Source organism: Leisingera thetidis, assembly GCF_025857195.1.
GTDB lineage: Bacteria > Pseudomonadota > Alphaproteobacteria > Rhodobacterales > Rhodobacteraceae > Leisingera > Leisingera thetidis.
The window spans coordinates 1093614-1117318 of sequence record NZ_CP109787.1; the positions used below are offsets into that span (position 1 = coordinate 1093614).

Sequence of the window (23705 nt, forward strand, 5' to 3'; positions counted from 1 at the left end):
ATTAACATTTCAGTAGGGCGAAACTATGGCCGGCGTACGGGGGATGGCAAGCCGGGGCTTGTGAAGACCGCGCGGCTTGGCTACCTCTGGCCCGGAATTGACCTTTCACCGGCAGGAGCGGACCCATGTTCACTGGCATCATCACCGACGTTGGCACCATCGCCGAGCTGGAGCAGCAGGGCGACCTGCGGGCCCGCATCCGCACCGCCTATGACACTGCCACCATCGACATCGGGGCGTCGATCGCCTCGGACGGGGTGTGCCTGACGGTGATCGCGCTGGGTGAAGACTGGTATGATGTGCAGGTGTCGGCCGAGACCGTCTCCAAAACCAATCTCGACGCCTGGGCTGTGGGCAAACGGGTAAACCTGGAACGCGCACTGAAGGTCGGCGACGAACTGGGCGGGCACATCGTGTCCGGCCATGTGGATGGCGTCGCCGAAGTGGTGGAGATGAAGGACGAGGGCGACAGCACCCGCGTCACTCTGCGCGCACCCAAGGCGCTGGCCCGTTTCATCGCCCCCAAGGGATCGGTGGCGCTGAACGGCACCTCGCTGACAGTGAACGGCGTGGACGGCTGCGAATTCGGCATCAACTTCATCCCGCACACCAAGGAAGTCACCACCTGGGGCGATGTAAAGACCGGCGACCGCATCAACCTGGAGATCGACACCCTGGCCCGCTACGTCGCGCGTCTGCAGGAAGCCGGCTGACGCCACGGGCCTTCCAGCTTCTTTCTGGTTGAAAATACTCCGGGGTGAGGCCGCAGGCCGAGGGGCGGCGCCCCTCCTCCGCCATCAGCCAAGGGCTCCCGCCCCTTGAGCCGGGCGCGCCGCTGGCGCGGCGCGCGTCACCACATGTCGCCGACGGTATAGCCCGCAGGGAACGGATCGCTGGGATCCAGCGTGTAGCTGGAGAGGCCATAGATCCAGCCTTGGCCGGACAGCGTGGGGACAATGGCCTTGTAAGGCCCCGCTTGCGTCTCGGCTGTGATCCGCCCGGTGAAGGTGGTGCCCAGCGGCCCGGCATTCACGTAGTCCTGCCCGATGCCCAGCACCCCGCGCGCATGCAGCACCGCCATCTTGGCGCAGGTACCGGTGCCGCAGGGGGACCGGTCGAGGATGCCGCTGGCGTCCTGCGGGCGCTCCGGGTCGAACCGGCCGGTGGAGATGGTGATCGCGCCGCGCCCGTTGGTGCCCTCCGCCGCCGGTGCGCCCCAAAGGTTGGTGATGGTCGGGCCGGTGATCTCAGGATTGTCCGGATGCGCCACCGGCAGCTGCTCCGCCGTGGCATGGCGGATCGCCTCGGAGACACGCACGATCTCGGCGCCGTTGCCTGCGTCCAGCGCAATCCCCAGCCGTTCGGCCTCGGCCAGCACAAAGAACATCCCGCCCCAGGCCACATCCACGGTGACGGTGCCCAGCCCGGCCACCTCGACCTGCGCATCCAGATGCACCGCAAAGGCCGGCACGTTCTGGAACGCCACCCGCGTCACCTTGCCGTCGCGGCATTCCGCGCGCACCCGGATCAGCCCGGCCGGGGCCTCCAGTGTCAGCTCGGTCACCGGTTCCGCCATCGGCACGATGCCGGTTTCCAGCAGCACCGTCACCACGCAGATCGTGTTGGAGCCCGACATTGGCGGGTATTCGGTCTGCTCGAAGATGATGAAGCCCGCATCCGCCTCCGGATGGCAGGGCGGCACGATGGCGTTGCCGCACAGGCCGGGATTGCCGCGCGGCTCGCGCAGCATCTGCAGCCGGATCTCATCATGGTTCGCGGCCATGTCCTGCATCTTCTCGAATACCGTATTGCCCCGCAGCAGGGGCATGCCGCCGGTGATCACCCGGCCCGGCTCGCCCTCGGCATGGGCTTCAACCGCTTGCAGTATGCGGGATGCGCGCATCTGTCTCCTCCCCGGTCTTCCGGACGCCTGATCCGCAGATTGGATCCGAAAACCAGTTGTGCACGGCTGCACAGGCCGCGTCCAGACCCCTTGTTGCCGTTTGCGGGACTGGCATTTGCCGCCGGCCTGGGCTATCTGGCAGGGAAAGAACCCGCAGTGCCAGGCGTGCTGCCCATGCGCATTGAAAGGCTGACATATGAGCTTTGAAACACCGGGGCCGGTCGAGGCGCAGCTGCGCGACGCCATCAGCCCGATCGAAGAGATCATCGAAGAGGCCCGTCAGGGCCGCATGTTCATCCTGGTCGACCACGAGGACCGCGAGAACGAAGGCGATCTGGTGATCCCGGCGCAAGCTGCCGATGCGGCGGCGATCAACTTCATGGCCACCCACGGCCGCGGCCTGATCTGCCTGACCATGCCGGCCGAGCGGATCGAGGAACTGGGCCTGCCGATGATGGCGCTGCACAACTCCTCGCGCCATGAGACCGCCTTCACCGTCTCAATCGAAGCGCGCGAGGGCGTGTCCACCGGCATCTCCGCCGCCGACCGGGCGCTGACCGTCGCCACCGCCATCGACCCGGAGAAATCCGCGGCCGACATCGCCACTCCCGGCCATGTGTTCCCGCTGCGCGCCCGCCGCGGCGGCGTGCTGGTCCGCGCAGGCCATACCGAGGCCGGCTGCGACGTGGCCCGGCTGGCCGGCCATTACCCGTCCTCGGTGATCTGCGAGATCATGAAGGAAGACGGCACCATGGCGCGGCTGCCCGATCTGGTGCAATATGCGCAGAAACACGGGCTGAAGATCGGCACCATCTCCGACCTGATCACCTACCGTGCCCGCAATGACAACCTGGTCACCGAGACGTCGCGTGAAACCGTGACCTCGGAAATCGGCGGCGAGTGGGAGATGCGGCTGTTCACCGACCAGACCCACGGCATCGAGCATGTGGTGATGATCAAGGGCGACATCACCACGCCGGAGCCGGTGCTGGTGCGCACCCATGCGCTGCACGAGGCGACCGACATCCTGGGCCTTGGCCCGAAATCGGCGCGCCAGCTGCCGCGTGCGATGGAGATCATCGCCGAGGAAGGCCGCGGCGTCGTGACCCTGTTCCGCCAGCCGCGCAACGCGCTCTATGCGAACGAGGACGAAGGCCCGCGCACGGTGACCATCAAGCAGACCGGCATCGGCGCCCAGATCCTGTCGAGCCTGGGCCTGCACAAGCTGGTGCTGCTGACCGACTCGCCTTCGACCAAATACGTCGGGCTGGATGCCTATGGGCTGTCCATCACCGGCAGCCGCCCCATTCTGAAGGACGACTGATATGGCTGGACATGAAACCCACTACACCCTGCCGCGCGCGGAATTCGACAAGCCGGTGAAGCTGCTGATCGTTGTCGCGCCTTACTACCAGGACATCGCCGGCAATCTGGTTGCCGGCGCCGCGGCAGAGATTGAAGCCGCTGGCGGCACCTTTGAAATCGTGGAAGTGCCCGGCGCGCTGGAAGTTCCGACCGCCATCGCCATCGCCGACCGCAGCGCGAACTTCGACGGCTACGTGGCGCTGGGCTGCGTGATCCGCGGCGAGACCACCCACTATGAAACCGTCTGCAACGACAGTTCCCGCGCGATCCAGCTGATGGGCCTGCAGGGTCTGTGCATCGGCAACGGCATCCTGACCGTCGAGAACCGCAAGCAGGCCGAGGTGCGCGCCGATACCGCCGATCAGAACAAAGGCGGCGGTGCGGCGGCTGCGGCCTTGCATCTGATCGCACTCACGCGTAAGTGGGGCGCCCAGACCAAAGGCATCGGCTTCAAAGCGCCCGCAGGGGCGTATCAGGTTGCCGGTACAGACAACGGACCCACCAGCGCATGAGCACCCAAGACAGCCGCCCGAAGGGCAGTGGCAAGAATCAGATGAGATCGGCAGCACGGCTTTATGCTGTGCAGGCGCTGTTCCAGATGGAGCATAGCAGCCTCACCTTCGACAAGGTGATTGCCGAGTTCGAGGATCACCGCTTCGGCGCTGTCTATGAAGGCGATGAGATGGCGGAGGGCGACAAAGCCATCTTCCGCAAGCTGGTGCGCGAAGCCGTGAACCATCAGGCCCGGATTGACCAGATGACCGACCGCGCGCTGGTGGCGAAATGGCCGATTGCCCGCATCGACCCGACCCTGCGGGCTCTGTTCCGTGCGGCCGGCGCCGAGCTGACCCAGTCCGACACCCCGCCCAAGGTGGTGATCAACGAGTTTGTCGACATCGCCCGCGCCTTCTTCCCGGAAGGCAAGGAGCCGAAGTTCGTCAATGCCGTGCTGGACCACATGGCGCGCGAGGCCAGGCCGGAAGCGTTCTGAGACAGGAAGCACTGGTTTTCAAATGGAAAAGACGCGCCGCAGGGCGCGTTTTTTGCTTCCTGGGCAGGCGCTGCGCAAAGGGTGCGACAAATTCCGCTCATGCGCTCCGGAACCGCTGGACGGCGCTGCAAAGGCTGATAACCTCAATATGCAATTCTGGAGGTGTCAGATGCCTGAACTGGTGAAGATGTATATCCGCAATGTTGTGATCGGCTTCGGCATTGCCGCCGCCTTTGTGGCGCTGCTGCTTGGGTTCAACGTGATGAACCTTTGGGGGCTAGCCGCCGGCTCTGACGCCGGGCTGCTCGCGGTGTTCCTGCTGTGGTTCATGCATGGCATTGTCTTTGCCGGCGTGCAGTTCGCCTGGGCGGTGATGGCGATGGCCGAAAAGGACACCGGCCCCCGCGGCGGCACCCCGGTGATGAATGCGTTCCAGCCGGTGAAAGTGCCTGCGGAACAGCCATCCCAGCGCCAGCGTCAGCTGCGCACACGCCGCTGATCCACAGACCGGCGGACTTCTGCCCGCGCTTTCCCACCGGAAGGCGCGGTTTTTCATTGCAGGGCAGGGAAAAGCGGCGGGACCACCAGTCAACCGTGCGGCTTTGATTCCCGAGGACCTGTATGTACAGGTGGGCGCCAGGTAAACGGACCAGGATCCGGACAGAGCCAGCTCCCTCGGAATTGCTTAAGGCCACCGGAATGCTGCCGGTCACGAGAAGGGCAGAACCCGCCAAGCCCGTAAGTAGTCTTCCTTGCGCGCTGATACAAGGGGCGCGTGGCACTGAGCGGTCAATTCCGGGTGAAACCGCAGGATTGCAATTTGTTCTCCAATTGTTCACATTTGCCGACATGATGGAAGATCTGCAGCCCGGACAGAGACTGGCCCGCGGGGTGTCGCGCTATCTGCGATCCCTCGGTTTTGCACCGCTGGAAGAATTTGTGCCTGCCCTCGGCCTGCGGGTGGACGTGATGGCGCTGGGGCCCAAGGGGGAGCTCTGGGTGATCGAATGCAAGTCCAGCCGCGCCGATTTCCAGACCGACTGCAAGTGGCAGGGCTATCTGGAATGGTGCGACCGCTTTTTCTGGGCGGTGGACGTGGACTTCCCGGACGAGCTGCTGCCCGACGGCACCGGGCTGATCATCGCCGACCCGTATGACGCGGAAATCATCCGCATGGCGCCGGAGGACAAGCTGGCGCCTGCGCGGCGCAAGAAGCTGGTGCAGAAATTCGCCATGGACGCCGCCCGCCGCCTGCAGGTCTTACGCGACCCGCGCCCCGGCAGGGACGGACTGCTGCTGGGCGGGGCGGAGGAGGCAATGCCGGACGCCTGAGGGCGGCTTTGTTGCTGCTGGTGTGCCAGCCGCCCGGCAGGCCCGGGCAAAAGGTTCAGAGCGGCAGGTTCAGCCGGTGCTGAGACTGCAGAATGGTGAGCTCCTCCCGGAGCTCCATCAGGGCCACTGTGCCGCCGCCGGACAGGCTGCTGACCGTCAGTGAGCCGCCATCGGCAAATCCGATGCGCAGTCTGTCCTCCGATTTCTCTATGTCTGCACCGTCATCTTGCCGCTTCCGGCGGTGATGGCCAGGCTGGCGCCATCTGAAAAGGCAACAGCGCCATTGCCGCCGCCGGTGCGCACAGCCGCGGGCGGCGGAGGGAAGGCAAAGGTGAGACCGCCATTCTCATTTGCAAACAGAAACATGAGCCTGTTTTGATGCGGATCGGCCGGCTTCTGCAGATTGGCCAGCGCCTTTGCCATGTCTGCAGACGTCTCAATCAGCCGCGCGTTCCCGAGCAGGTTCTTGAGCCGGTCCGTCGGTTTCCGGGTTTCCAGATCTGCCTCCGCCGCGGACGCCTGCTGGTAAAATGCAGCTTCCTCCTGATGCAGGCGCAATTTTTCCGGGGCAGCTTCCCCTGTCCAACCGGTCCCCGCAGTCTGGTCTGTGCCCTGCTGCACCGGCGCCGGTTTGAGACACCGAGGCATGCGTCAGCAGCAGGTTTGCATAGCGGCGGAAAGGACGGCGCATGGCGTCACCCTGTATCCTTTGGGAGCAATCGCCCAAAGCCTTCGGGACCAGGCCTTGCCATCATCATGCCCGCGCGTTTCAGCGAGCGGATGGTACTGAAATTTACCGGGGCCTGTGCGGCCTGCGCGCTGTTACTTCACGCTGCGCGCCGCCTGGGCGGCTGCGCGGATCTCGTCGGCGATCTCTTCGGCTTCTTCCGGATCGAAATCCATCGGAATCTCGGTGCCGCCTGCCTCGATGAAGATCCGCACCATGCCCTGATCGGTGGGGCCGATTTGCAGGTTTGCCTCGACATCGCGTTCGGTGTTGATACTCATTTTGCACTCCCAAGCCGGTCAGCGGATTGCAGCCGGTGCTAGCCCGGCGCAGGCTGAAACGCAAGCCGGGTTTGCGCTACACTGTTCCCATGATGGATGTGACCCTGCGCCGATTCGCTCCGACCGACATGCAATGGCTGGTAGCCCGCCACCAGGATCTCTACGCCCGCGAAGCCGGGTTCGACGAGAGCTTCGGTGCCTTGGTCGCGGATATCGTGCACAGCTTTTGCGCAGGCCATGATCCGGCCTGCGAACGGGGCTGGGTGGCCGAAAGCCAGGGCAAGCGGCTTGGCACGGTGTTCTGCATGAAGAAGGATGATGAAACCGCGCAGCTGCGGCTGTTCCTGCTGACGCCCGAGGCGCGCGGCAAGGGGCTGGGCAAACGGCTCTTGCGCGACTGCATGGATTTTGCCCGCGCTGCCGGGTACCGCGGCATGATGCTGAAGACCCATGAAAGCCACCGGACCGCCTGTGCCTTGTATCAGGCTTTTGGCTGGAAGCTGTGCGGCAGCCGCCCGGTGCAAAGCTATGGCCAGGACCTGGTGGAACAGACTTGGCGGCTGGCATTCCAAGCGGCTGAAGCCTAGCGGGCACCGGTCGGGGCTGCCGAAATTTTGGTGCAATTGCAAGTGCTTGTGGATAACTTTCTGCTGGCGGGGGTGGCCGGGCAGGGCCGCCGCACTGGAAATCCCGGTGCCGCGGATTTCTGCGGCGGAAAGGCAAAAAAACCTCTTGCGCGCCTTTGGGACGTGCTATAAATGCCCCCTCAGTGCCGCCTTAGCTCAGTTGGTTAGAGCGCTGGATTGTGGATCCAGAGGTCCCCCGTTCAAGCCGGGGAGGCGGTACCACTAAAACCCCCTGAAAATCAAAATCTTACGCCTCGCTCAGTGGCAGGTGAATTTCTGTCAGAAGTTCGTTGTAGCCAAATTGAAGCCACACCACATTTTGTGGCTGTGTCAGATTGTCTCCATCCCAAGTCTATGGGTGTTTTTATTTTGCTTTGTTGGTTGAGTTGTTTGGAGGGATTGCAAGCAAGAAGAACTTGTAAGAGCCTTAGGCGATCATTCTTGGAAGGTTTTGAGAACTATGAACATGGGAACCAAGCTTTTTGTTGTTGCTGCATTTCTTGGGGCTGCCGGCTGTTCGGTAACAGCACCTGTTGCGGCGATTAGCGAAGATGGGCACATCATGAGGGGGCAAGCGACTGCCTCAATGCAGGCAGGGAGCTACCATGTTTCAGACGGTAAAGTGACATGCACCGGGAACTACAACCCGCTTGATACTTCATTAACGATTCCCCTCTCAATCCTCTGCGATGACGGTAGAACTGGAATCGGCTCTGCTACGCGAACAGCAAGTGGCACTTCGGGTTCAGGTCAGTTTTCGATGAGCGACGGTTCCCAGTGGCGGTTTGTGTTCGGTGAAGGGGCCGCGCTTTTGTAGGCACTATATGTGCAAGTTTAGAAGCTCGAGCTTGCCGATTATCCGGTCCAGGTCTTGGCGGGTGTCTGCGTTTTCTGTGCCGTATCGGTAGGCGCGGCCCACCCGCTTCAGTGCGAAAATGTCCATTGGCGAGAAGCCATGCTCCATTAGCGTAGCTACGTGCTGCTTCGGCAGCCACTCCATCAGATCAGCGAAATAGTCACGCAGTTCCTCAAGGCTTGCGTCGTGTTCCAGAGGGCGGGGGAATTTCAGTGGGGCGCTCATATGATTATGCTGTGCCGGATCGGTACGGCCTCATCTTGGGGTAAAGCTTTCACCCGGTACCGGACAGTTCCGCGAAGTGCGTCAGCGCCCAGCACTTCCAGAATCTTGTGAAATTGGCCTTCCCACAGAATGAGGTGCTCGGAATTTGGATCGTTTGCGGTAATGACCGTCAGGGCGGCGTCACCGTCATATGGCTGATGCAGGGTGAAACGGTCTTCCTGCGTGAAGTCCCTGAGTGCATAGGTGTCTTCAGCGAGGTCATACTGAAACTCTCCTGAAGCATCCAAGACCGCAGCACCGGATTCTTCCACGGCGACCTTATAGACGGACGCGGCTTTCCAGGCCGGATTGTGGCGGGCTGCGCGTTTCAGGGCGGTGGCATAGCTCACTGTGCCGCCTCCTTCTTTGCGGGCGCTGCTGGAATGCTCACACCTTGCCAGCCCACCAGTTCCATTGCCGTTTGAACCGGCACCCCAGCGTTCACCAGAACACCCACAGCACGGGCACGGCCCGCCACGTCGCTGGACATCATGGCATCCAAGCTTAGGCGGGACACTCCCAGCTTTTCCTTGAGTTCGGGCATTATTTGCCTTGCCAGCGGATCAACGGTTTGCAGCGCAAACAGCCTGTAAGCTTCCCGCATGGCCCCTGCATTGCCGTTGGACGTGACCAGAGCGGGCGGAATGCCGCAGGCCGTCAGAATGCGCTCGTGCAGGCTATCTGTTGCCGGATTCAAATCCATGCGCTGCATGTCGGGTGTAAGGTCCACCCGCTTCAGTTCTGAGCGGTCGCCCCCAGTATGGGTGGCGAAGTCCGCTTTGGACGTAACAACCGCCAAGGCCCCGTTTCGGAGGCCCTGAAGGGCTTTGCCCTGCTGTTCTTCGGGAATTGTCGCTGGCATAGGCAGCAGCCCTTTACCGGCCATCGGCAGCGCGCTGGAAATCGCCTGTTCAATCTCCGCCATGAGCGTGGGGGACAGGCCCATAAGCTGGAATGGACTGCGGCCCTTCCAGGGCGTTGCCGGGTCAGGGTTGATCCTGAGCTTCAGCACTTCAGGTTCCAGTGCCCGCACTGTCTCTGTGGTGTTTACTCGCGCGATGTGAAGGTGATAGCGTCCGCTGCCCAGTTCATCCCAATACGCCACCCGCACCAGTTCCAGGGAGTTGGCGTGAACCCGGATGTGCCAGCAGCTTTCGCCCCTTAGACACAGGTCCAAGCCGATAGCCGCCAGAATGTCGGCTGTCAGCACGTCTGGAATAGGCTCAGGTGAGAGCATAGCGAAGGCGCGGCTCCAAGCGCCTATGCAGGTGCCAACCGTGGCTGACAGAGCCGCTGAGCCATCCGAGACAAGGTTGCGTCGGCGCAGGTCGATGTATTGCGGCGTCAGGCCTGTTTGCAGGCTGCGCTGTTCAGTTTCGGGTTTCTTACGGAAAGGCCAGATCATGGCTTGCGCACCTCGCTTGCCAGCAGGGCCGCAGCACCGGAGCCGTACATTACGCCCATGAGGCTTTCACGGGTAAACCCGCTGTCGCCTGCGTTCTGGGATTTGAACTCCCGCCGCGCAGGAGAGTGAATCAACTGATAGCAGGCGAGGTTGAATACGGCCTGCTGCACATGCTGCGGCGGCGTGCCAGGATCAATGGTGCCAACTTGGGTGAGGCGATACAGCAGAGGACCTTCCAGATCGACCAGGCCCAGAGCGGGGATATACGTTTCCGAATGTGGCACCCAATCCGATTGGCTCCATACTTCCACCGTTAAGGCGACAGGGAAAGGATGCCGGGGCCAGGTGTAGAGTTCCGGCCCTCGGATTGTCAGCACCACCTGACCGGCTGTCACCGGATAATAGCACCGGCCAGTGAATGCTTCTGCCTGCTGCCAAGCTGCCGCGATCATTTTCAGCGCGTCAGACTCAAGAGTTCCGGCTTCAAGAGCTACGTAAGGGGCTTGGGGAACAGAGGGCACATCGCCCCTGGTGAAGTTGGTTTCGATGGATTCGATCATGGCAGCCAAATTCCTCCGGTACTGGATTGAGCGTTTGCCCGGTCCCAGGCGCGCAATTCAGCTTTGCTGGCCTCATAGGCAGGACGGGTCACCAGACTGAGTTCGTAAAGCAGCAGGGCTGACAGGCGGCGGATCATGACGCCGGGATTTCCTGGCTCAGGTTCCAGCGTTTCCGCCCCCGGCACTACGTCCTTGGGTGGCACCCGGAAGCCGGGCGACACGCCTTTGACCAAGCCAGCGCCCAGCATAGCCAGGGCGTCTGTTACATGGGTCGCGCGCTCCGCACCCTCAGGAATGGTGGCGATGAACTCCAAAAAGGCTTCAGTGTCCTTCAGTTCCAGGCTGCCCGCCTTGCGGCTGGCTAACGGCTTGTCGAAGCTGTGGCCCATCAGCAGGTTCACTTCGCGGTCGGGGTCTTTCAGCGTGAAGTCAAACGCCCCCGGAAGAATGGTCTCTTTCCTGACGGTCCCGCGATCCGCCAGCACCGCCAAGGCGTTATAGGGGAAGCGGCCCGCAATGACGGGTCGCCCCCCAAGCTGCCGCACCTCTAGGTCAGATGCAGCCCAGATGGCGCGCTGTTCCATCATGCGCGGTCCTGCACGCCGGTCAGCTTGAAGTAGTGGGTTGCTGTCCGCTGAATCAGCACATCGAGGAAGGCAAACATTGTCAGCGCTACCTTGCCTGTTTTGCTTTCCGAATACGGGTCAACGATCAGTTCCGGGCTGCCCCAGGTCGGCACATAGGCGTTGTTGCTGCCAGCACCGAAATACACCGTGGACGCACCCTTGTCGGTGGCGTCACGCGCACCACGGGCCGAAACCTGAGAGGACCACAGCATTCCGAAGCTTGCGGATTTCAGCCGGTCCAACTCGGAAACAGCAGTGCCGCTCACCAGCGTGTCAGCAAGTGTCTGGTGAACAATCGGGGCACCCGCAATCCGTACCAGTGCAGGGTCGCTCAGCTTGGCGGTTTCCTGAATTTCGGTTGCCCGCAGCAGGAATTCCGAGAAGCTGGCAACGTCGTCCAGGGCGGTTGTGCGCCCGCCGGTCAGCACGGTTTCAAAACCGGCAGGCTGTTCATCAGCCCCCGTGCCCCGGAAAATCGCCAGGTCAATGCCTTCGCGCATCACTTCGGAAAGGTCGCGGCGCAAGATGGACTGCAGGGCGCTGTTCTGGCGGATGGCCTGCCGGGTCAGCAAATACCGGCCCGTTGCAGTGTGGATTGCAGGAGATGCGCTGGTGGTGGTCAGTGCCGCAGCATCCGCACCGGAGCCTTCAGCCACCCACGACAGCCCGGTGCCGCCAGTGATTTCCGGGAAGGTGGGAGTACCCGTAACTTGGAGCACATTCACCCCGAAGCGGCCCGCCGCAGAGGTTTCGAAGAACCGTTCCAGTGCGTTCATCACCGGGCGGCTGGCAAGCTCCTGCGATGTGCCTGCGCTGGCGTCAGTTGCTACGTCCGCCCGCTGTTCCAGGGCTTCCCAGGGGAAACGGATGCCCTTTTGCCCTTGGCCGTGGCGCTGCTCAAGTTCCTGGCTCACTTCGGCTTCCCGGCCTGCCAGCGGTTTACCGTCCACTTGCGCCGCGATAACGGCGCTTAGATCGAAGGATCGGCACTCCCGGTCAAAGTCGGTTGCGGCCTTGTCCGGCTCCTTAATCTGTTCGCGCTCCGCGTCTTCCAGCAACAGGGCAGCCCGCAGTTCAACTTCCGCGCCTTCATATTCATCTGCCAGTTTCCGCAGTTCCGTGCGGCCATCGTCGCTAATTTCGTCCGCTTTCTGGATTGCGGCCATGCGCTCGCGGCGCTTCGACTGCGCCAGTTGGATTTCTTGGGATTTCAGCATTTTTCAAGTTCCTTCAGAGAGTTGTGCAATTGTTGGCGCAAAGTGCGGCTCAAGGCGGCATCCCTCTGTTCAGGCCCTCAGGCAGAACTCCCGCCATCGCCAGGAAAAGCTTGCGGCCTGGCACATTGCTCCGCTTGACCGGCTTGGGGCCTTTGCGGCGTTTTCCTTCCCAGCGTTCAGCGTTCGATTTCTTCGAGTGGCAGGGCTGGCAGAGCCATTGCAGATTGGATTGGTCAAATTCGCTTAGGCCGTGTTCCTGGCATTTGGAGCGGGGAATGATGTGGTCTGCCTCGCCATGCATTCCGAGATAGCGGCCACAATGCTGGCACCTGAATCCTGCCCGCAGAGCTACCGCTTGCCGGGTCTCATGCTTCCAGGCGGAGCGGTCCAGAATTGTGCGCCCCACGCCCATCAGAGCACCTCCACGGAGTATTCGGGCAGCACCGTCTCCCGTGCCCGCAGCAGGGCGGAGCACGCCAGACAGAGGCTCTGTGCAACGTCGATGCGGGCATGAAGGTGCGATTTGTCTAACTGCGTTGCTCCGGTGGCCGAAACGCGCACATCAGCTTCGCCGATAGAGCCTTCCAGCAGAATGGAGCGCTGCATTTGGACGGCCCCGGCCAGGAACAGGCGGCGGGTGGCGCGAATGTCCGCATCGCCATCCTTCGGGCCTGTGCCTCTATAAATGATGGGCCAGGAAATCTTGGCGCGGGCCAAGGCGGTTTCGAATTCGTGCTGGCGATATCTGTCACAGGAGACAGAAGCCACCGGATGGTTGCCGATGCGGGCAATCAGCTCCGGCAGGAATTCTTGAAGGTCCGACACGCTGCCGGATGTTTCGATCAGATCACCGGCAAGGGCCGCGCGATGCCAAAGGTCGCCCACCATGTCTCGCTTACCTCTGGCAACCAAGTCCAGGTCAGCCCCAGGAAATGCCCCCAGCACCTTCAGCAAGCCGGAGTGCTCATAGGCGATGGTGGCGGCTGTCATGGATGCACTGCCCCCCAGATCAATGCCCACATGCACCGGCTCATCGGGTTCCGGTTGCGGGTCGTCGCGGTAGGACTTGGCAAGGGTGGCGTAGTCCAGCAGCAGTTGCCGGGTGGGGGACAGAGGTTTGTTCAGGTGCCAGACTTCGAACTCGGTCAAGCTACCGGATTGCAGGGCCTTTCCGTGGGCGTCTTGCAGGAAGCGGCGGGACTTGATTGCCCCAAGGCCAGGGTTGGCTTTTTGCCATGTTGCCGGAGCTGACGGATCGTCCTCTTTCTCGGCTGCATATAGCGTAACGTGGGTCCGCTTGTCGGGATTGTCGATCAGCTCGTTATATGCCGGGCTGTCACCCCTGGTGCCGGTCAGGATCAGTTGGCCGTCCTTGGTCGCCAATGCGTCGAAGAACGCGGTGATCAATTCGCCCTGGTTCTTGGCGATCAAGCCGGTTTCGTCGATCACGGCTAGATCGAGATCCATGCCGTGACCCTGTTTAATGTCGCCCGTGGAAAGGTAGACCTCACCCTTGCCCAGAACCAGTTTGCCGGGGCGCGGATTGAAACGGTGGTCAAGCTCGTCCTCGCGCTCGACAAACTCCATGAGGTTCAGCATGGCCGTCGAGATGTAGCCCGCATGTTTTTCGGTCGGAGCGGCTACGGCGGCGGTGAAATGCGGGATGTAAAGCGGACTGTCCGGGCAGAGGTGCCCAAGCAGCACAGCACCAAGCAGGGTGGATTTTCCCAGCTTTCGGGGCGTTGAAAAAATGCAGGTTCGAAAGGTCGGGCCGTCAAGGTCACGGCTCAGAAAGGCCCTGACGAAATCCTCTTGGAAGGGGTGCAGGGTAAAGGGCTTGCCCCTGCTGATGCCGGATGGGATGACGAAGGCATCAGCCAGCCACTCCCCAAACAGGGAAGTTCGGTCTTTCTTCGGTTTCGCCAGCCGCAACGGCATGGGCAAAGTTCCTCATCGCTGAGAACCTTTTGCCCTCCATGGCTGGGTCCTAGTTTTCGCTAGATACGGCTTCGGAGACTGCCTCAGATCTGAGAGTAGGTCAATGCCACGAACTGGTGCATGTTTTGCGCCACTCAGGTTCAGCGCCTCTTTGGAGTTACTTTGCTTTGTCCCGCCTTTCGATAGCGTCCAGCGCCCCTTGCGGAAGAGACGCATACATCTCGTCCACGTGTTTAGGTTCCGAAATCATCTTCTCAGCAATGATATTAAGCAGCTTAAACAATGTCTCAGCCGTTGCGCGATCATCTTTGAGGTCAATTTCCCCTGGATGCACGGCGTTGTTTCCTATGACGCGAACTACGTCTAGTGCCTGTTGCACGCGAACGTTTAACCCCTTTGCAACGAGGGCCTTGATATCCGCATTGATGTTTTCGCCGGGTTCTCCGAGTTCTTTGCAGAGCTTTTGAATGGCGAGGCGTATCAAAGCCGCAGCTCCGCGTGGTGACAGACTCAATATAGAACTTGCCTCATCGTAGTCGCGCCGGATTTCTGGCGGAAGGTCTGGATTGGGCGGCGGCCCTTCACCCTGTTTTGGGTAAAGCAGATTGTCATAGACCCAGATGGTAACATCCTTGCAGTTGAAGCATTCGGCAGCACTGACGTTCCACAAGTGATACGGAGCGTATTCTGAACCTCCACGCCTCTCGATGAAGGGCAAACCTTTGCCCATTTTGTTTGCCCATGCCGTCATTTGATCCCTAGCGTCTTCATCTTTCAGATCTTTGAAGTCGAAGTTCTTTGCGCCGGCGCTATCTACAATTATCGGCAGAGGTTTTTTGGCGCTTAGTGGATCAGCGTAAACCTTGAGCCAGTGCTGTTTGGCTAGCGCACCGCAATGCGGACAGTTGAAGGCGGTTTCTTTCGCAGAAGGGGGGACGTACTTCATCTTGCATCCTGGAAAATTGCGTTTCCGTCGGATGAAACACCTCGCAGAACAGATATTCAACCATTGCGCGACAGTGTGGTAGGAAAATTTGGTCCCTTGAGGCGATAGCCCGCCTCCGCTCCGATAGGTTGCGTGGGTGGGTTCACCTCCGGCAGGGTTCCCTTGTTATGTGGTGATCTGCGCACCGATTGCAGCATATTTTGCGCCTGCTGCGGGGCTTGCTGGAAGCTGCCCGCGCCACACTGGCGGCTTGTCCAGTGATGAACCGCAAACGCTAGCTCATCGTGGCGCAGGCAAAGGGCGATGACCCTCGGAGACGCTGACAGTCCTCGGTGCCAGCAATAGTGATAGTATCATTTGCAACCAAATGATCAATAGGGCTTGCTCCGCTTCTTGCCGTAATTATCGGACTGCCCCGGTAGCATCCCGGCTTGTCGTGCTCTCTCACGGATCAATCGGGAAACGAAAGTGGCACGGGGCAGACCAGACGCTTTCACCATATTGTTCAGCAGGTTTCGGTCAGCCAGTTCGAGGTTGATTTGCGTTAGGCCGTCGCGGCGGTTTTTTGGCATCGGTCGGTTCCTTTCGAAGTTAGCGTGTTTGCTACGCGTCGCGCGCGTTCTCATCTTTTCCCTGTTCCCAGGGGAATCTCCTGTAGCTGGTCCGTGGCTTGTTCCTGACCGCAGGACAGGAGGAAGCCATCATCAGGTAATAACTGTCCTCTTCTTTCTTTGTCCCCCTGGAATAAGTTATTATCTGATGATGTATCCATACAGGGGACAAAGAAGATCCGGACACTTACTGTTTCAGGGGCATTGCGGGCCACTTTCCTTTCTCCATCAGATGCATTCGCCATGCTTCAAACGCGACCTTCGCGTACCGCCGCAGGGTGGGAATATGAGGGTGCTTGAAGAACATTTTCCTGGTGTCTTTGCCCTCAGATTGTTCCACTGCGACCTCTAGGCCTACGCCTGTCATGAACCATTCCCATCCTTCGGGGCTGATGACGTACTTGAAAATCTCAAGTTCATGCCTGTCCGGCCAAGTCTCAGCTAGCCCGACCAAACAGCCGAATTGGTTCGGGTTAACACTTTGCTTGGTCCGTTTGCGGAATATCCCCGCCATCACCTGAGCAGTTGTGCGCGGTGTTGGCTTGCCCGGTTCACCAACTCGCAAAAGCGTTGCTCTGACGCCTTCCACTTGTGTGGTGGTGGTTTGGATTGGCGGCAATTTTATGAGGCGGCGTATTGTCCGAATATGCACGCCCAACAAATCAGCCCATTCCTCTTGCGACAGTATCGCCCAGTAGTGCCCGTCGAACTCTTGCCCCTCATGAGCGGTGATTTCTTCGATGTGCCCACACAATCTCTCCAGCTTTTGAGTTCTGTCTTTGCGAGGTTTGCAGGTGCTTTCTCCGAGAGCCATCGCCCAGCCCTCAAGCGATGCGGCTAGATGACAGGTACATGTCCAAGTCAGACACGTTGTAAAGTATCGTGCGCCGCCCAAAGCGCAGGAACGGGACTTTCGGTGGCGTCCCTGACTGACCGGCTTCAAAGCGATCACGCTCTAGGAAGGTCTTTGGCACTCCGAGATAGTCGGCGGCTTTTTGGGTGTTCAGTCGGGCGGGCAGTTTCTTTGTGAGCATCGCTCATCCTCCACGGCTCGTTTCAATCTGGTGCGAGAGCACCGCTCATGGAGCTATTGTCAAATCTGGTGTTTGGGCGGTCATCAAGCGGCGGCCTGATCTTGTGTTGATGGCTTGATGCCGTTGATGAAATCGACGCCTTCGATGACGTCTGCGAGATGAGCGAAGCCGCGCAGCTTGCGCCAGCTTTTCTCAGCGCATTGGCCGAGCTTGAACATCATGTGGAGCATCCCGTCCCGGCTCAGGCATCCCTTGGTGCGTTTCGTGCGGTGGCGGATGGTGGCGAACGCGCTCTCGATGGGATTTGACGTCCTGATGCTCTGCCAGTGCTGGGCGGGGAAGTCGTAGAAGGTCAGCAGTTCGTCGCGGTCCTTGACCAGGCATTCGACCGCCTTGGGGTATTTCGCTTCGTAGGTGCCGACGAACAAGTCAAACTCCTTGCGGGCATCTTCACGGGTCTCGGCCTGCCAGATGTCGTGCAGCGCCTTCTTTGCCTTGGGCTGACTGCGCTTTGGCAGATAGTTCAGAACGTTGCCCGTCTTATGCACCCAGCAGCGCTGTTGCCGGGTGGAGGGATAGACTTCCTCAAGAGCCGCCCAAAATCCCATGGCCCCGTCGCCGACCGCCAGTTTCGGAGCGTTGAGGCCGCGGCTTTTGAGCCCCAGCAGGACCTCGCGCCAGCTTTGGGTGCTTTCCCGCACGCCGTCCTCGATGGCCAGGAAATGCTTCTCGCCGCGCGCATTGACGCCGATCACGACCAGGGCGCAGAGCCGGTCATCTGTGCCGCGCAAGCCGCTGTAGATCCCGTCGGCCCAGACATAGACCCATTCATCACGGCCAAGATCGGCCTTGCGCCAGGCGTCGTACTCCTCCGCCCATTGCGCCTTCAGCCGCGCCACTGTCTTGGCCGAGAAGCCGGTCGCGTCCGGGCCCAGGAGCGCCTTGAGTGCTGCGCCCAACTCGCCCGTAGAGATGCCCGGGAGGTACAGCCAGGGCAGCGCCGCCTCGATCGACTTCGCCTTGCGGACGTAAGGCGGGACCAGCGCCGAGCGGAACGCCACAGGCGCGCCCGTCTTCGAGCGCACCTTCGGGATCTGCACCGTGACCGGGCCGATCCCGGTCTGCACGGCGCGTTCGGGGTGGTGTCCGTTCCGAACAACCGCGGCCCGGCCCTCCGGGGTGCGGTGTTTCGCAAATTCGGCCAGGAAAGCGTCCAGCTCCGCCTCGACCGCCGTTTGCAGAAGCTCCCGCGCGCCCTTGCGCAGAAGATCCGTCAGCGGGTCCGACACGGTGTCTCGACCGGCAAATTCGATGATGGTAGCGTCATTCATGGTGGTGCGTCCTCGATGGTTGGTGGTTTGTTTGGCGACATCAAACCAACCAGATGCACCGCCAGCTTTCAAACCGCCCAAACACCAGATTCAGCCATAGCTGCCGCTCATGAACGCGGCGGGAAATGTCCCGCTCCCTCCGTGGACCATCGCGAACAATGTCAATCGTAGTGCAAGCAAGTGCCATAACAATACTTTGTTGGCGGTCGTATGCCTTACTGGCTCTCGATGTGAGCCAGTTTGCCATTCCCGGTAGAGATACCCGCTAGCTTATCAATCATATCGCTGACTTTCTGGACGTAGGGGCGAAGGGCTTTGGGGTCATTCCCCGTTAGGTAGTGGGCGAGAGTCACGTCGCCTGCCGATGAATGGTTCAGCATCCTTTTCAAGAGGCTGTAAGGCGTCCCGGCGCGTTCGGCCTGAATAGCGTAGGTGCGCCGAAGATCGTGAATCGTTATTTCACAGGAGAGGCTCTCACGGAGGCGCGTAAGGCTCTTTCTCGGATCGTAGCGGGTGGAGCTGGCAAACACAGCTGTGGCCCCTAGCGCGGCCTCCTTGCGCCTCCGAAGTAATGCCCGCACTTGGTCCGACATGGGCAGCACCAGTTCATTGCCGTTCTTTGCAATCTCTGCGCGGATCCTGAACGTTCCCGCTTTCATGTTCACATCTTCCCAGGTCAGGGTTGCAGCTTCGTTTCGGCGCAGTCCGGTGCGCAAGATTAGCTCCATGAAATCAGGAAATACGAGGTTGTGTGACTGGGACAGTGCCTCAAAGAAGGCCGGAAACTGATCATCGGTCAGATGGTTCAGGCGGCGAGACGGCTTGTGCCATCGTTTTAGGTCAGAAAGGCGCTGACACGGGCACTCGGGCAGGGTGTAGTTGCCAGCGTCCGTTGCTGTGTAAGCACGAGCGTAGCGATACACTGCACGGAACACTCGAAACGCGCCGTTGGCAACATGGGGGCTGTGTTCTTTGGTCAGCTTGTCGAAGCGCCTGACAACTGCGGTAGGGGTGATGGCCTTCAACTCTTTCGCTAGCCAGTCCGGAAAGTTGGCTTTCAACCGCGCTCGGTACTCTGCGGCGGTGGCGGGTTTCAGGTCACGGGATTTTAGGTATTCGTCCAAGGCCTCCAAGAGGGTAATGGAGCGGGCGCGTGCCTCCTGCTTTTCCGCGTTTATATCGATGCCGGAGGCCATCTTGCCTAGAACCTTCTTCGCTTCTCGGCGCGCTTCCTGAACGCTGAGCACATCAGAACGGCCAATCGTTACCCGGCGTTTCCTGCCCAGTACTCGACCTTCCGCAATGTAGGTCTTGGACGCCTTGGTAAGCCGAATGCCGAAACCCCGGAGCGCGGTGTCCCAGACGATTTTGGAGCCTTCGCCGGGGTTGGAGAGTTCGGAGATTGTCTTCGCGTTGAGCGATGATTGTGTCATGGTCCGACCTTTCGTTGAAGCCATATTGTCGCCAAATGTAGGCGGGGCACGAAAGCGAGCGAAAACCTTGTACGCATCTAAGTCAATGTTTTGTAACGGATAATGAAAGAATCGCGACTTATGGCAAAGAACGGCAAACACAATATGTAGGGTTTGTGGATCCAGAGGTCCCCCGTTCAAGCCGGGGAGGCGGTACCATCCCAAAATAGAATGATCAGAAGACGAGCGATTGGCAGCGCATCTGCCGGTGTCGCAGTTGCCCCGCAGCGGCGGCTTCCTTCGGTGCGGAACCGGACATTGGACACGGATGGATTGCTTGCAGGAAAATCGCCGGATGCGATCCGCGGTCCCGCGGGCCGCAGTGAGGTCCGGCCCTTGGCCGCCGCCCTGGGGTGCCGCTTCAGCTGATTGAAGCAGCCCCCAAGTATCGTTGCTGGTGGTCCCCCGGCCTTGGGCTTAGTCTGATGCGCCTGTCGTCGTGGTTGTTGTGGTGGTGGTGGTGCCGTCATCGTCATCGGCAATCAGAACCAGGAACAGCGCCCCGGCCACCAGGCCGGCTGCGGCACCGGCTGACAGCCCGGTATCCGGCAGGCCGTTGGTGTTGGCCTGCGCCACGGCTTCGGCTCCCGGCGCCTGGCAGGTCACTTGCAGCGAACCGTCCGGCAGGTAGCTGGCGGAAACGGGAACCCCGGCTCCGCAGGCCAGGCGCTGCTTGGCTTCTTCCAGCGCCGGGTTCGCGGCCTGGGCAAAGGCGGCCTGGCCTGCGAAACTAAGCGGAATTATCAGGGAAACCGCTGTCAAGATACTGGTATACATGGAAAACAACCTTATGTTTTGGAACATGTTAAGACTAGTGAACGGCCAGGCGCCGGACAAGATAGCGGCGTCGCGGCCGCGCCGTTCAGGCAAGATGCCGCGCAGCCGTGCCGCCGTAATGAGCGGGTTTCGGTTTTTTGAAGGGGTAGAGGGATGTTTCGGAGAACTATCAAGAGCTTGACAGCAGGGATGTCCTGCCTGAGTCTGGCCGCCGCTCCCGCCTTGGCGCAGAGCCCGGGCGCAGTCGTGTATACGGTTGTGGTGCCTGCAGGGGAGTTCGGCTCTGCGGCTTTCCTGGCTGAGCTGCTGGGAACCCTGGCGGCGGCCAAAGCCTTCTGCCGTGCCACCGGCGATTCGGCGCTGCAGGTGGATTGCCTGTCCGAACGGCTGGAAACCGCGGCCGGGAGCATTCCCGAAGGCACCGATTACGACGAGGTGCGCGGGGTGCTGCAGGACACGTCCCAGCGGCTGAAGCGGCTGGCCCGCCAGAACCGCGATCCGGACCGGCGCCGGGTCACCGTTTCCAGCGCCACCGACCCGGGGGAACGCACCGCCCGGCCGCTCACCCCGGTCAGCGCCTCGTCCCAAGCCGCGGTGAACCGCGAGGCCGCCCGCATTCTGGAGGAGGCAGCCACCACCCTGCTGCGCAGTGCCGAAACCGCGCAGCGGCGGCAGACCCAATACGCTCAGATCGCCGCAGCCATCGATTCCAACAAGGTGCTGCTCAGGTCCTGAACGGCCCGGCTCACTCCGTGATCCGCACTTCCTGGCGCAGCTCGCCGGTCTCCCGGTCGAAGATCAGGATGCGGTTGTCCCGGCTCACCACGGCGATCCAGCCGCGGCCCAGGGTCACCGCATCGGCTTCCACGCCTTCGGGCAGGGCGATTTCGGCAGGCAGCGGCGCATCACTTGCCTGCAGGCGGATGACAAGCAGCGAGATTATCACTACAAGCCCGCCAATCATCACCACGGTCAGCGTGGTCACCAGCCGCCGCAGGAACCGGATCTGCGGCGGCTCCGTTTGGGTTTCGGTCTCGGAAGGATCAGTCATGGGCAGCCGCCGGATTGAGTTTGTCATTGCGGAAAACCCGCCTAAGCGGCTTGATAAAGCGGTTTCGCGCGATGTGCCAGAGGAGGCGTCTCTGTCGCGCACCCGCCTGGCCCGGCTGATCGAGGAGGGGGCGCTGACGGTGGATGGCGCCGTGGTGCAGGATGCCAAGGCCAAGATCGCCGAGGGCGCGCAGATTGCGATTGAGGTGGAGGAGGCCGAAGACAGCCACATCGGCCCCGAGGACATCCCGCTGGAGATCATTTTCGAAGATGAGGACCTGATCGTCATCAACAAGCCTGCGGGCATGGTGGTGCACCCGGCGCCGGGCTCGCCTTCGGGCACTTTGGTCAACGCGCTGCTGCACCACTTCGGCGGCAACCTGTCGGGCGTCGGCGGCGTCAAGCGCCCCGGCATCGTGCATCGGATCGACAAGGAAACCAGCGGCCTTTTGGTCGCCGCCAAATCCGATGCCGCCCATCAGGGGCTGGCGGCGCAGTTCGAAAAGCACACAGTGGAGCGTTACTACCAGGCCATCTGCTATGGCGTGCCCGACGGCAACGATCCGCGCCTGCGCGGGGTCAAGGGGGCGAGCTTCGAGCCCGGCAACATCCTCAAGCTCACCACCCAGCTGGCCCGGCACAAGACCGACCGGCAGAAACAGGCGGTGCTGTTCCAGGGCGGCCGCCACGCGGTGACCCGCGCCCGCATCGTTGAGAGCTTCGGCAGCCCGCCCTGTGCGGCGCTGATCGAATGCTGGCTGGAAACCGGCCGCACCCACCAGATCCGGGTGCATATGGCCCATGCCGGCCACGGGCTGGTGGGCGACCCCACCTATGGCGGCCGCCGCAAGCTGGCGGCCAAGGCCCTGGGGGAAGCGGCACAGGCCGCGGTGCAGGCCTTCCCGCGCCAGGCGCTGCATGCCGCCGTGCTGGGGTTTGCGCATCCGCTCACCGGTGACGCGCTGCGGTTCGAGGCGCCGCTGCCGCAGGATATGGCGGATTTGCTGGCCGCCCTGCGCCAGTAAACTGACAGCAAATAAGCGTGTTCCAACCTGTGATGCAATTCACAGACGAGTTCCTCCGGGCTAACATACAAGAATACCTTAAGCAGTCCTTGAAAAGGATTTAGCGCTAACCCATATGCGCTGATGTTAAGTCCTTATACATTTGGGAGGGACACTTTAGATGGCGAATTATGCAAACCTGCCTGCCCCGACGCCCGAAGGCGGCCTGAACCGGTATCTCCAGGAAATCCGCAAGTTTCCGCTGCTGGAGCCGGAAGAGGAATACATGCTGGCCAAGCGCTGGGTGGAGGAACAGGATGCGGCCTCGGCGCACAAGATGGTGACCTCCCATCTGCGGCTCGCGGCCAAGATCGCCATGGGCTACCGCGGCTACGGCCTGCCGCAGGCCGAAGTGATCTCAGAGGCGAACGTCGGCCTGATGCAGGCGGTGAAACGCTTTGACCCGGAAAAGGGCTTCCGCCTCGCGACCTATGCGATGTGGTGGATCCGCGCCTCGATCCAGGAATACATCCTGCGCTCCTGGTCGCTGGTGAAGCTGGGCACCACCTCGGCGCAGAAGAAACTGTTCTTCAACCTGCGCAAGGCCAAGGCCCGCATCGGCGCGCTGGAAGACGGCGATCTGCGCCCCGAGAACGTCAAGCGGATCGCCACCGACCTCGGCGTGACCGAGGACGAGGTGATCTCGATGAACCGCCGCATGTCCGGCGGCGATGCCTCGCTCAATGCCACTGTCGGCTCCGAGGGCGAGGGCACCATGCAGTGGCAGGACTGGCTCGAGGATGAGGACGCCGACCAGGCCGGCGATTACGAGGCCCGTGACGAGCTGGAGGCGCGGCGCGAGCTGCTGACCGAAGCGCTGGATGTGCTCAATGACCGCGAGAAGGACATCCTCACCCAGCGCCGCCTGATGGATCAGGCGGTGACCCTGGAGGAGCTGAGCACGCAGTACAACGTCAGCCGCGAACGGATCCGCCAGATCGAGGTGCGGGCGTTCGAGAAGCTGCAGAAGAAGATGCGCGAGCTGGCGATGGAAAAAGGCATGCTGACCGGCGCCTGATCCCGGTGCCCTCAGCGCGTGCAAAAGGCGGTGCAATGCACCGCCTTTTTTGTGCCTTGAGCGGCTGGCGGTCATGCTGGCTTTACGGCAGCCCTTCTGCCGCATTGTTTCGCGCGCGAAACATCGGGTCAGGCATGCTGACCTGAATGGCTGGCGCTTGCTGGCTGTGAAACCTGTCTGGCACGGGCCTGGCAATCGGGCTGGGTGCGCCGCTGAATGGGAGGGCTGGCAGAAAAGCTGGCTGGGAAACCTGCGCGTGGCTGGCTGAAATCACTCTGGTGGCGGGCATTGCTGGCGGTCTGGCTGTCCCG

The 23705-nt window shown here is 61.3% G+C and carries 28 protein-coding genes and 1 tRNA gene; 11 read left to right on the plus strand and 18 right to left on the minus strand.

All coding sequences use genetic code 11. The features are described 5' to 3' along the window. The first annotated feature begins 125 nt into the window (after positions 1–125). The gene (locus OKQ63_RS05200; RefSeq protein ID WP_264212900.1) at positions 126–713 is read left to right on the plus strand and encodes a riboflavin synthase; all 588 of its coding nucleotides are present in this window, start codon (positions 126–128) and stop codon (positions 711–713) included. Positions 714–850: 137 nt separating this feature from the next. Here the strand turns inward: OKQ63_RS05200 and OKQ63_RS05205 are convergent, their stop codons facing one another. Beyond that, a complete protein-coding gene (locus tag OKQ63_RS05205; protein WP_264212901.1) occupies positions 851–1903 on the minus strand; it encodes a proline racemase family protein in 1053 nt (350 codons plus the stop codon). A gap of 196 nt (positions 1904–2099) precedes the next feature. Between OKQ63_RS05205 and ribB the strand changes: the two genes are divergently transcribed. The 5 genes from ribB to OKQ63_RS05230 all read left to right on the plus strand — a co-directional run bounded on the left by ribB (position 2100) and on the right by OKQ63_RS05230 (position 5591). Next, entirely contained in the window at positions 2100–3227 is a 1128-nt protein-coding gene (ribB, locus tag OKQ63_RS05210) for a 3,4-dihydroxy-2-butanone-4-phosphate synthase (RefSeq protein ID WP_264212902.1), read from the plus strand. Between the two features lies 1 nt (position 3228). Continuing rightward, positions 3229–3780, plus strand: coding sequence for a 6,7-dimethyl-8-ribityllumazine synthase (locus OKQ63_RS05215; protein ID WP_264212903.1), 552 nt, complete (start codon positions 3229–3231; stop codon positions 3778–3780). Further along, a complete protein-coding gene (gene nusB, locus OKQ63_RS05220) occupies positions 3777–4259 on the plus strand; it encodes a transcription antitermination factor NusB (RefSeq protein ID WP_264212904.1) in 483 nt (160 codons plus the stop codon). The genes OKQ63_RS05215 and nusB overlap by 4 nt, the downstream gene beginning before the upstream one ends. A 169-nt stretch (positions 4260–4428) precedes the next feature. Beyond that, entirely contained in the window at positions 4429–4758 is a 330-nt protein-coding gene (locus OKQ63_RS05225) for a hypothetical protein (protein ID WP_264212905.1), read from the plus strand. A 350-nt stretch (positions 4759–5108) separates the two neighbouring features. Beyond that, positions 5109–5591 (plus strand): MmcB family DNA repair protein, encoded by a 483-nt coding sequence (locus OKQ63_RS05230; protein WP_264213880.1) that lies wholly within the window; start codon positions 5109–5111, stop codon positions 5589–5591. Positions 5592–5798: 207 nt separating this feature from the next. Here OKQ63_RS05230 and OKQ63_RS05235 read toward each other — a convergent pair whose 3' ends face one another. Continuing rightward, the gene (locus OKQ63_RS05235) at positions 5799–6149 is read right to left on the minus strand and encodes a hypothetical protein (protein WP_264212906.1); all 351 of its coding nucleotides are present in this window, start codon (positions 6147–6149) and stop codon (positions 5799–5801) included. 264 nt (positions 6150–6413) lie between these two features. Continuing rightward, entirely contained in the window at positions 6414–6599 is a 186-nt protein-coding gene (locus OKQ63_RS05240) for a DUF6324 family protein (RefSeq protein WP_264212907.1), read from the minus strand. A gap of 89 nt (positions 6600–6688) precedes the next feature. Here OKQ63_RS05240 and OKQ63_RS05245 point away from each other — a divergent pair, with 89 nt between their 5' ends. Next, entirely contained in the window at positions 6689–7186 is a 498-nt protein-coding gene (locus OKQ63_RS05245; protein ID WP_264212908.1) for a GNAT family N-acetyltransferase, read from the plus strand. 184 nt (positions 7187–7370) lie between these two features. After that, positions 7371–7447, plus strand: a tRNA-His gene (locus OKQ63_RS05250). A gap of 598 nt (positions 7448–8045) precedes the next feature. Here the strand turns inward: OKQ63_RS05250 and OKQ63_RS05255 are convergent. From OKQ63_RS05255 to OKQ63_RS05315, 14 genes are all read right to left on the minus strand, one after another. Continuing rightward, positions 8046–8306, minus strand: a complete 261-nt coding sequence (locus OKQ63_RS05255) for a hypothetical protein (protein ID WP_264212909.1) — start codon at positions 8304–8306, stop codon at positions 8046–8048. Beyond that, complete coding sequence (locus tag OKQ63_RS05260) at positions 8303–8695, minus strand: hypothetical protein (protein ID WP_264212910.1); 393 nt, start codon at positions 8693–8695, stop codon at positions 8303–8305. The genes OKQ63_RS05255 and OKQ63_RS05260 overlap by 4 nt, the downstream gene beginning before the upstream one ends. Next, positions 8692–9750, minus strand: a complete 1059-nt coding sequence (locus OKQ63_RS05265) for a phage portal protein (RefSeq protein ID WP_264212911.1) — start codon at positions 9748–9750, stop codon at positions 8692–8694. Before OKQ63_RS05265 ends, OKQ63_RS05260 begins: the two co-directional genes overlap by 4 nt. Next, a complete protein-coding gene (locus OKQ63_RS05270) occupies positions 9747–10310 on the minus strand; it encodes a hypothetical protein (RefSeq protein WP_264212912.1) in 564 nt (187 codons plus the stop codon). Before OKQ63_RS05270 ends, OKQ63_RS05265 begins: the two co-directional genes overlap by 4 nt. Then, complete coding sequence (locus OKQ63_RS05275; RefSeq protein ID WP_264212913.1) at positions 10307–10897, minus strand: HK97 family phage prohead protease; 591 nt, start codon at positions 10895–10897, stop codon at positions 10307–10309. The genes OKQ63_RS05270 and OKQ63_RS05275 overlap by 4 nt, the downstream gene beginning before the upstream one ends. After that, the gene (locus OKQ63_RS05280) at positions 10894–12153 is read right to left on the minus strand and encodes a phage major capsid protein (RefSeq protein ID WP_264212914.1); all 1260 of its coding nucleotides are present in this window, start codon (positions 12151–12153) and stop codon (positions 10894–10896) included. Before OKQ63_RS05280 ends, OKQ63_RS05275 begins: the two co-directional genes overlap by 4 nt. Before the next feature lie 49 nt (positions 12154–12202). After that, complete coding sequence (locus OKQ63_RS26085; RefSeq protein WP_350356297.1) at positions 12203–12565, minus strand: HNH endonuclease; 363 nt, start codon at positions 12563–12565, stop codon at positions 12203–12205. After that, positions 12565–14091 carry a terminase TerL endonuclease subunit gene (locus OKQ63_RS05285; protein ID WP_264212915.1) on the minus strand — a complete coding sequence of 509 codons (1527 nt, stop codon included), beginning with the start codon at positions 14089–14091 and terminating at the stop codon, positions 12565–12567. Before OKQ63_RS05285 ends, OKQ63_RS26085 begins: the two co-directional genes overlap by 1 nt. Positions 14092–14248: 157 nt before the next feature. Beyond that, on the minus strand, positions 14249–15037 hold the full coding sequence (locus OKQ63_RS05290; protein ID WP_264212916.1) for a DUF4145 domain-containing protein: 789 nt from the start codon (positions 15035–15037) through the stop codon (positions 14249–14251). Between the two features lie 798 nt (positions 15038–15835). Further along, positions 15836–16462: a hypothetical protein gene (locus OKQ63_RS05295; RefSeq protein WP_264212917.1), complete on the minus strand. Its 627-nt coding sequence runs from the start codon at positions 16460–16462 to the stop codon at positions 15836–15838. A 10-nt stretch (positions 16463–16472) separates the two neighbouring features. Next, on the minus strand, positions 16473–16682 hold the full coding sequence (locus tag OKQ63_RS05300) for a hypothetical protein (protein ID WP_264212918.1): 210 nt from the start codon (positions 16680–16682) through the stop codon (positions 16473–16475). A gap of 83 nt (positions 16683–16765) precedes the next feature. Then, complete coding sequence (locus OKQ63_RS05305) at positions 16766–18013, minus strand: IS256 family transposase (RefSeq protein WP_264212919.1); 1248 nt, start codon at positions 18011–18013, stop codon at positions 16766–16768. Between the two features lie 215 nt (positions 18014–18228). Further along, positions 18229–19446, minus strand: coding sequence for a tyrosine-type recombinase/integrase (locus OKQ63_RS05310; protein ID WP_264212920.1), 1218 nt, complete (start codon positions 19444–19446; stop codon positions 18229–18231). A 456-nt stretch (positions 19447–19902) separates the two neighbouring features. After that, the gene (locus tag OKQ63_RS05315; protein ID WP_264212921.1) at positions 19903–20262 is read right to left on the minus strand and encodes a hypothetical protein; all 360 of its coding nucleotides are present in this window, start codon (positions 20260–20262) and stop codon (positions 19903–19905) included. A gap of 246 nt (positions 20263–20508) precedes the next feature. Here OKQ63_RS05315 and OKQ63_RS05320 point away from each other — a divergent pair, with 246 nt between their 5' ends. After that, positions 20509–20997: a hypothetical protein gene (locus OKQ63_RS05320; RefSeq protein ID WP_264212922.1), complete on the plus strand. Its 489-nt coding sequence runs from the start codon at positions 20509–20511 to the stop codon at positions 20995–20997. A 10-nt stretch (positions 20998–21007) separates the two neighbouring features. On the opposite strand, the gene OKQ63_RS05325 is transcribed toward OKQ63_RS05320, so the two are convergent. Beyond that, positions 21008–21313 (minus strand): DUF6476 family protein, encoded by a 306-nt coding sequence (locus tag OKQ63_RS05325; protein WP_264212923.1) that lies wholly within the window; start codon positions 21311–21313, stop codon positions 21008–21010. Here OKQ63_RS05325 and OKQ63_RS05330 point away from each other — a divergent pair. Beyond that, positions 21312–22337 (plus strand): RluA family pseudouridine synthase, encoded by a 1026-nt coding sequence (locus tag OKQ63_RS05330; RefSeq protein ID WP_264212924.1) that lies wholly within the window; start codon positions 21312–21314, stop codon positions 22335–22337. The genes OKQ63_RS05325 and OKQ63_RS05330 overlap by 2 nt on opposite strands. 160 nt (positions 22338–22497) lie before the next feature. After that, a complete protein-coding gene (rpoH, locus tag OKQ63_RS05335; protein ID WP_264212925.1) occupies positions 22498–23394 on the plus strand; it encodes an RNA polymerase sigma factor RpoH in 897 nt (298 codons plus the stop codon). Positions 23395–23705 lie beyond the last annotated feature (311 nt).